At 72.8% G+C, this 6,372-nt stretch carries 7 protein-coding genes and 1 pseudogene; 1 reads left to right on the plus strand and 7 read right to left on the minus strand.

The genetic code is table 11. The features are described 5' to 3' along the window. Positions 1–747: hypothetical protein (locus tag ABT381_RS34540; RefSeq protein ID WP_351601665.1), on the minus strand; the 747-nt coding region annotated here is incomplete at its 3' end. Between the two features lie 121 nt (positions 748–868). Beyond that, positions 869–1,891: a cation diffusion facilitator family transporter gene (locus tag ABT381_RS34545; RefSeq protein ID WP_351601668.1), complete on the minus strand. Its 1,023-nt coding sequence runs from the start codon at positions 1,889–1,891 to the stop codon at positions 869–871. Between the two features lie 315 nt (positions 1,892–2,206). Here ABT381_RS34545 and ABT381_RS34550 point away from each other — a divergent pair, with 315 nt between their 5' ends. Next, positions 2,207–3,397: a cytochrome P450 gene (locus ABT381_RS34550; RefSeq protein ID WP_351601673.1), complete on the plus strand. Its 1,191-nt coding sequence runs from the start codon at positions 2,207–2,209 to the stop codon at positions 3,395–3,397. A gap of 51 nt (positions 3,398–3,448) precedes the next feature. Here the strand turns inward: ABT381_RS34550 and ABT381_RS34555 are convergent, their stop codons facing one another. The 5 genes and pseudogenes from ABT381_RS34555 to ABT381_RS34575 form a co-directional block, all read right to left on the minus strand. After that, entirely contained in the window at positions 3,449–4,702 is a 1,254-nt protein-coding gene (locus ABT381_RS34555; protein WP_467754738.1) for a cytochrome P450, read from the minus strand. Then, positions 4,699–5,328 carry a GTP-binding protein gene (locus tag ABT381_RS34560; protein ID WP_467754737.1) on the minus strand — a complete coding sequence of 210 codons (630 nt, stop codon included), beginning with the start codon at positions 5,326–5,328 and terminating at the stop codon, positions 4,699–4,701. The genes ABT381_RS34555 and ABT381_RS34560 overlap by 4 nt, the downstream gene beginning before the upstream one ends. Further along, positions 5,309–5,662 carry a DUF742 domain-containing protein gene (locus tag ABT381_RS34565; RefSeq protein ID WP_030259166.1) on the minus strand — a complete coding sequence of 118 codons (354 nt, stop codon included), beginning with the start codon at positions 5,660–5,662 and terminating at the stop codon, positions 5,309–5,311. The genes ABT381_RS34560 and ABT381_RS34565 overlap by 20 nt, the downstream gene beginning before the upstream one ends. Further along, the gene (locus ABT381_RS34570) at positions 5,659–6,087 is read right to left on the minus strand and encodes a roadblock/LC7 domain-containing protein (RefSeq protein ID WP_351601671.1); all 429 of its coding nucleotides are present in this window, start codon (positions 6,085–6,087) and stop codon (positions 5,659–5,661) included. Before ABT381_RS34570 ends, ABT381_RS34565 begins: the two co-directional genes overlap by 4 nt. Next, positions 6,084–6,372 (minus strand): annotated as a pseudogene (locus ABT381_RS34575) (ATP-binding protein); the annotation flags it as partial. The pseudogene ABT381_RS34575 and the gene ABT381_RS34570, both read right to left, overlap by 4 nt.

The following is a 6,372-nucleotide window of genomic DNA, read 5'->3' on the forward strand; positions in this document are numbered from 1 at the left end:
GACCGCCGCGCAGCCCAGGCCGGTACCGATCAGCGCCCGCCGGCGGCGCGGTGCCAGCAGCAGCCCGGCCGCCAGGCTCAGCACCGCCGCGACGGGCAGCAGCCGGCCGAGCGTCCGCACCGCCGCGTACGGACCGCGGGCCTCGGCGACCTCGTCGGACCGCAGCAGCACGAGCGTGGTGCCGGAGACATGGACGCGCTGGATCAGGCGGGCACCGGCCGGCACGGTGTGGACGAGGCGGGCCCGGGCCCGGTCGACGACGGGCTGCAGGTCGAGCACGACAGGCCGGCCGCCGGGTGAGGAGAGCGCGGTGACGAGAGAGGCGTGGGTGGTGCCGTTGACGCGGCTCCACAGGGCGGGGAAGGAACGGGAGGTGACCACACCGCGGATCTGGGTGGCCACGAACTCTCTTACTCCGCGGGTGAACCGCTCGCGCACCGCGGGGCGTTCGGCCGGCGGCACGGCGTCCACCAGGGGCGACAGGTCCACCCGGCGCATCACCTCATCGGTGATCGCGGTGACCATGTTCCGCTGGACGGCCGGGTCGCGGGAGAGCGGTGCCGTGGTGGCGGTGTAGCGGGCGGTGTCGGTCAGCTCGGCGCGCGCCCAGCCCATGGCGAGGGCCGGCGGGGCCAGGAGACAGCCGAGGACCAGCAGCACGGTGGCCAGGATGGCGCGCAGTCGGTGGCGGGCCGGTACGCGGCGTGCGGGCGGAGCACCGGTGCGGGCCGGCGCGCTCGCTGCCATGTCTCCTCCGTTTCACGTGAAACCGAAACCCGTCCCGAGTAACCCGACACGACCACCTCATCACAGGCACGGAGAAGTCCGGCGTCGCGCCGCCCGCCGACGCGCCGTTGCGGACGGCCGTTCAGTGGTCGTGCGGCCCCGAGCGGTGCACCGGCCCGTGCGTGTCCGCGCAGTGGGCGCCGGAGGGCTGGTCGGCGTCGGCGTCCTGGCGGTCCCCGATGCGCAGCAGCTCCCCGCCGCCGTCCTGTTCGCCCAGGTGGTCGACCTGGAGCGTGGCGTGCGTGATGCCGTACTCCGCGGCGAGCAGCTCCTGCAGCGTGCGGCGGACCTTGTGGCAGTCGCCGCCGGGCGCGACCAGTACGTGCGCGGAGAGCGCGGGGTCGCCGGAGGTGATCTCCCAGACGTGCAGGTCGTGGACCTCCACGACCTGGTCGGCGGCGACCAGCCGGTCGCCCAGCGCGTCCGGGTCCACCCCGGCGGGCGCGGCCTCCATGAAGATCCGGCCCGAGTCGCGCACCAGGCCGATGCCGGCCTTGAGCATCAGCGCGACCACCAGCAGCGATGCGATGGCGTCCGCCCGGGCGAAGCCGGTGGTCAGCACGACCGCACCGGCCACCGCCGTGGCGATGAAGCCGAACAGGTCGGTGAGGATGTGCTGGTAGGCGCCCTCGACGTTCAGGCTGGAGCGATTGGCCTTCGAAAGGCACCAGGTCGCGACGAGGTTCACCACGACCCCGGCGAGGGCGGTGACGAGGACCAGGCCGCCGGTGACCTCGGGCGGCTCCAGGAGCCGGGTGACCGCCTCGTACGCCAGCCAGACCGACAGCACCAGCAGCGTGACGCCGTTGGCCTGCGCGGAGAGGATCTCGGCGCGCTTGAGGCCGTACGTGTAGCCGCCGCGCGCCGGACGGGCCGCCAGCCGCATCGCGATCAGCGCGAGCACGATCGAGGCGGCGTCGGTGAGCATGTGGGCTGCGTCGGAGATCAGCGCCAGGGACCGGGCGACGAAGCCGATCACGACCTCGACGGCCATGAACGCGGTGATCAGGATCAGCGCGGCCCGCAGCCAGCGGCGGTCCGCGTCCGCGGCCACCGCGTGGGAGTGGCCCGAGTGATCGCTGTGCGCGTGGGCGTGCCCCGTCATGGCCCACTCCCTCCTGGGTCGGGCGGCAAGGCTGCCGCAAAGCCGCTCGAACGAAGCAAACCGCACTTCGGCAAAAGATCCAAAGGCTGCATCGGTACCCGTTGTCATTCCCCGGAAGTCTGCGCATCGCCGCAGGTCAGGGCGGTAACCGCAAAAGTGGTTGCAGAGGCCGTCTTGAAAGGGCGACGAGCAGGAACGATCTTGGTGGGGATCGCAGCACCCCCACCCACACACTCCCAGGGAGCGTTCTTGGCCGCGAACCGAGAAGCGAACCGAGAAGCGAACCGAGCAGTGCCGGACCGAGCAGCGCCGGACATGCTGTCGCCGGAGTTCACGGCGGATCCGTACGCCGCGTACCGCGTCCTGCGCGACGACTTCCCGCTGCTCCACCACGAGGCGACCCAGAGCTACATAGTGTCCCGGTACGAGGACGTCGAACGGGCCTTCAAGGACCCGGCGTTCACCACCGACAACTACGACTGGCAGCTGGAGCCGGTGCACGGCCGGACCATCCTGCAGATGAGCGGCCGCGAGCACTCCGTACGGCGTGCGCTGGTCGCGCCCGCCTTCCGCGGCGTCCCGCTCCAGGAGACCTTCCAGCCGGTCATCGAGCGCAACGCGCGCGAGCTGATCGACGGCTTCCGCGACGCGGGCCGGGCCGACCTCGTCGCGCAGTTCGCGACCCGCTTCCCGGTCAACGTCATCGTCGACATGCTCGGCCTGGACCGCGCCGATCACGACCGCTTCCACCGCTGGTACACCGCGATCATCGGCTTCCTCGGCAATCTGAGCCAGGACCCGGAGGTCGCGGCGGCCGGGCTGCGCACCCAGGAGGAGTTCGCCGCGTACATGCTTCCGATCATCCGGGAGCGGCGCGAGAACCTCGGCGACGACCTGCTCTCCACCCTCTGCGCCGCCGAGATCGACGGCACGCGGATGAGCGACGAGGACATCAAGGCGTTCTGCAGTCTGCTGCTGACCGCGGGCGGCGAGACCACCGACAAGGCGATCTCCAGCATCATGCACAACCTGCTGCGCCACCCCGAGCAGCTGGCCGCCGTGCGCGCGGACCGGTCGCTGATCGAGCGGGCCTTCGCGGAGACGCTGCGGTTCACTCCCCCGGTCCACATGATCATGCGCCAGACGGCGGAGGAGGTCACGATCGGCGGCGGCAAGGTGCCGGCCGGGGCTACGGTGACCTGCCTGATCGGCGCGGCGGGCCGGGACGAGCGGCGGTACGCCGACCCGGACACCTTCGACATCTTCCGCGCCGACCTCAAGGCGACGACGGCCTTCTCCGCCGCCGCCGACCACCTGGCCTTCGCGCTCGGCCGGCACTTCTGCGTCGGCGCTCTGCTGGCCAAGGCCGAGGTGGAGGCCGGCGTCGGGCAGCTGCTGGACGCGCTGCCGGACGCGGCGCTCGAGGACGGCTTCGTCCCGCGGGAACAGGGCGTCTTCACCCGCGGCCTGGACGCGCTGCCGGTCCGCTTCACGCCGGTGGGCTGACGCGGACGGACCGGGTGCTGTACGGGTACGGCCCGTACGGCACCCGTGGTGTCAGGCCGGCCCCGGCGTGTACGTCGGCGTGAACGACACCGGCAGCCCCGTCAGCCCCCGCATCCACAGCGACGGGTGCCAGACCAGGTCCCCGTCGGGCACCGCGAGCACCACGTCCGGCAGCCGGTCCAGCAGTACCTCCACCGCGGCGCGCGCGATCACCTCGGCCAGCTGCGGCGCCGGGTACGGGCAGGCGTGCTCGCCGTGGCTGAACGCCATGTGCGCCTGGTTGCCGTCGGCGTGCGCCGCCGTGAAGTCCGGCCGCACCAGCGGGTCGTTGTTGGCCGCGGCGAGCCCCAGTACGAGCAGGTCACCGGCCTTGATGCGGTGGCCGCCGAGCTGGGTGTCGCGGGCCGCCCAGCGCCCGATGAAGTTCTGCGTGGGGGTGTCCTCCCACAGCACCTCGTTCAGCGCCTGGCCCACGCTGCGCCGCCCGCCGGTCAGGCTGACCGCGAACCGGTCGTCGGTCAGCATCAGCCGCAGCGTGTTGCCGATCCAGTTGGCGGTGGGCTGCTGCGCCGCCGCCATCACCACCAGCAGGTCGATGACCACCTCCTCGGAGGTCAGCCCCGCCGGGTGGGCCAGCAGCCGCGAGGGGACGTCGGGCCCCGGCCGCCCGCGCTTCACACGGACCAGCCGCGCCATCCGCTCCGCGACCCGCCGGTGCGCGTCGATCGCGCCGTCGCCCACGTCCAGCGACTCGGCGATGTCCCGTACCAAGTCCGGCACTTCGCTGGTCGGCGCGCCGTACAGCTCGGCGACGACCAGCAGCGGCAGCCGCAGCGCGTACTCGGCCATCAGGTCCGCCTCGCCGCGCCCGGCGAAGGCGTCGACCAGCCCGTCCGCGATCCGCTCGCAGATCTGCCGCAGCTCGAACTGGTCGATGGCCAGCAGCGCGTCGCTGATCGCCCCGGCCCGCCGCCGGTGCTCGGGCCCCTCGGCGAACATCACCGACGGCTGGTACCCGACGAACGGCAGCAGCGGCCAGTCCTCCGGCACCTGGTCCCAGGCGTGCCAGCGGCGGGAGTCGCGGGCGAAGAGCTCGGGGTCGGAGGTGACCTGGTGCAGCTCGCGGTAGCCGATCACGAACCAGGCCGGGAAGCCGCCGTCCAGCAGGATCGGTACGACCGCGCCGTGCCGGCTGCGCATCTCCCGGTACAGCCGGGCCGGATCGCCGCTCAGCCCCTCGCCGTACAGCGGTACGGCCCCGGCGGCGGCCATGGGGCAGCCGGAGGTCTGCTGGGAGTCGGTCACGGCGTGGGCTCCTCCGCGGCGAGCGCGTACAGATGGCGTACGAGAGTGATCAGCACCCGCTTGCTGGAGTCACGGTCGCGCGCGTCGCAGGCGACCAGCGGCACGGCGGGGGAGAGGTCCAGCGCGTCGCGTATCTGCTCCAGGGTGTGCGGGTCGCCGCCGAAGTCGTTGTGGGCGACGATGAACGGCATTCCATGGGCTTCGAGGCGGTCGATCGCGTACCAGGAGTCGTCCAGCCGACGGGTGTCCACGAGCACCACCGCGCCCAGCGTCCCCGCGAAGAGCCGGTCCCACAGAAACCAGAAACGTTCCTGTCCGGGGGCGCCGAACAGGTACAGGACGTTGCGCTCGTTGATGGTGATGCGGCCGAAGTCGAAGGCCACCGTGGTCGTCGACTTGGCCTCGACGCCGGCCGGGTCGTCCACGCCGACGCCCGCCTGGGTCATCGTCTCCTCGGTGTTGAGGGGACGGATCTCGCTGACCGAGCGGACCAGGGTGGTCTTGCCGACGCCGAAGCCGCCGACGATCACGATCTTCAGGCCGTTGTCGGCGGACTGGTGCAGCGGGGCCCGTACGTCCTCCGCCAAGGCGGCGCCGGCCGCGCCGTCAGAGACGTTGGAGTGCATCGAGCACCTCCTTCAGCAGGTCGGGTTCGGGCAGCTCGGCCCGGGCGGCCGTGCGGGGATGGCGGGCGGTGATCCGGCCCGTGTCGAGCAGGTCGGTCAGCAGGATGCGTACGACGCTCACCGGCAGCCGCAGCGCGGCCGACAGCTCCACGACCGCCGTCGGGCGCCGGGCCAGCTCCAGGATGCGGACGTGCTCGGACTGCATCCCGGGCGCCGGCTCGCACTCGGCCACGATCAGCGTGACCAGGTCGAAGCGGCTCCCGGCGGCCCGGCTGCGGCCGCCGGTGACGGTGTAGAGGCGGTCCGGGTCGTCGTCCGGGCCGAGCGGGCTCACGCCGGCCGGCCCGGCAGACCGGGGCCGCCGTCCTCGCGGGGCGCGGCACTGAGGTACTCGCCGATCTGCTCGACCAGTTCGTTCATGTTGAAGCCGATCAGGCCGACGTCGGCGTCCTCGACGGCGACCACGGCCAGGTGCGCGCCGTGCCCGGCCTCGACGATGAAGAGGATGCCGCCGTGGAACTCGGTCATCGCCTGCCGCACCCCGCCGCTGCCGTCACCGAACTCGACGGACGCGCCGTGCGACAGCGACTGGATGCCGGAGGCGATCGCGGCCAGCTGGTCGGCCTGGTCGACGCTCAGGTCCCGGGAGTGGCAGAGCTTGAGGCCGTCGCGGGACAGCACCAGCGCGTGCCGGGCGCCCGGCGTCTTCTGCAGGAGGTTCTCCAGCAACCAGTCCAGGCGGTTGTCGGTGGTGTTCATCGGGGATCGTCCTTCGGGGCATTTTCGGGGGTGGTGGGCCGGCTGGGCGGAGCCTCGCCCCGCACGGCCCGGCGGAAGGAGCGCAGGCGCGCGGCGGACTCCTCGTGGGAGCGGCCGCGGGTGCGTCCGGTGGCCGGCGGTGCCTGCGGGATGGGCGCGCCGGCCAGGGTCTGGCCGCGGCGCCGCTTGGGCAGTCCGCTCGGTCCGTACTCCGTCGCGGGCGCCGGACCGGCTCCGCGCGGCGCGGGCACGTCGGTCGCGCCCCGGTCCTGGGGCGCGCTCCGG

Source organism: Streptomyces sp. NPDC000151, from assembly GCF_040301705.1.
Classification (GTDB): domain Bacteria; phylum Actinomycetota; class Actinomycetes; order Streptomycetales; family Streptomycetaceae; genus Streptomyces.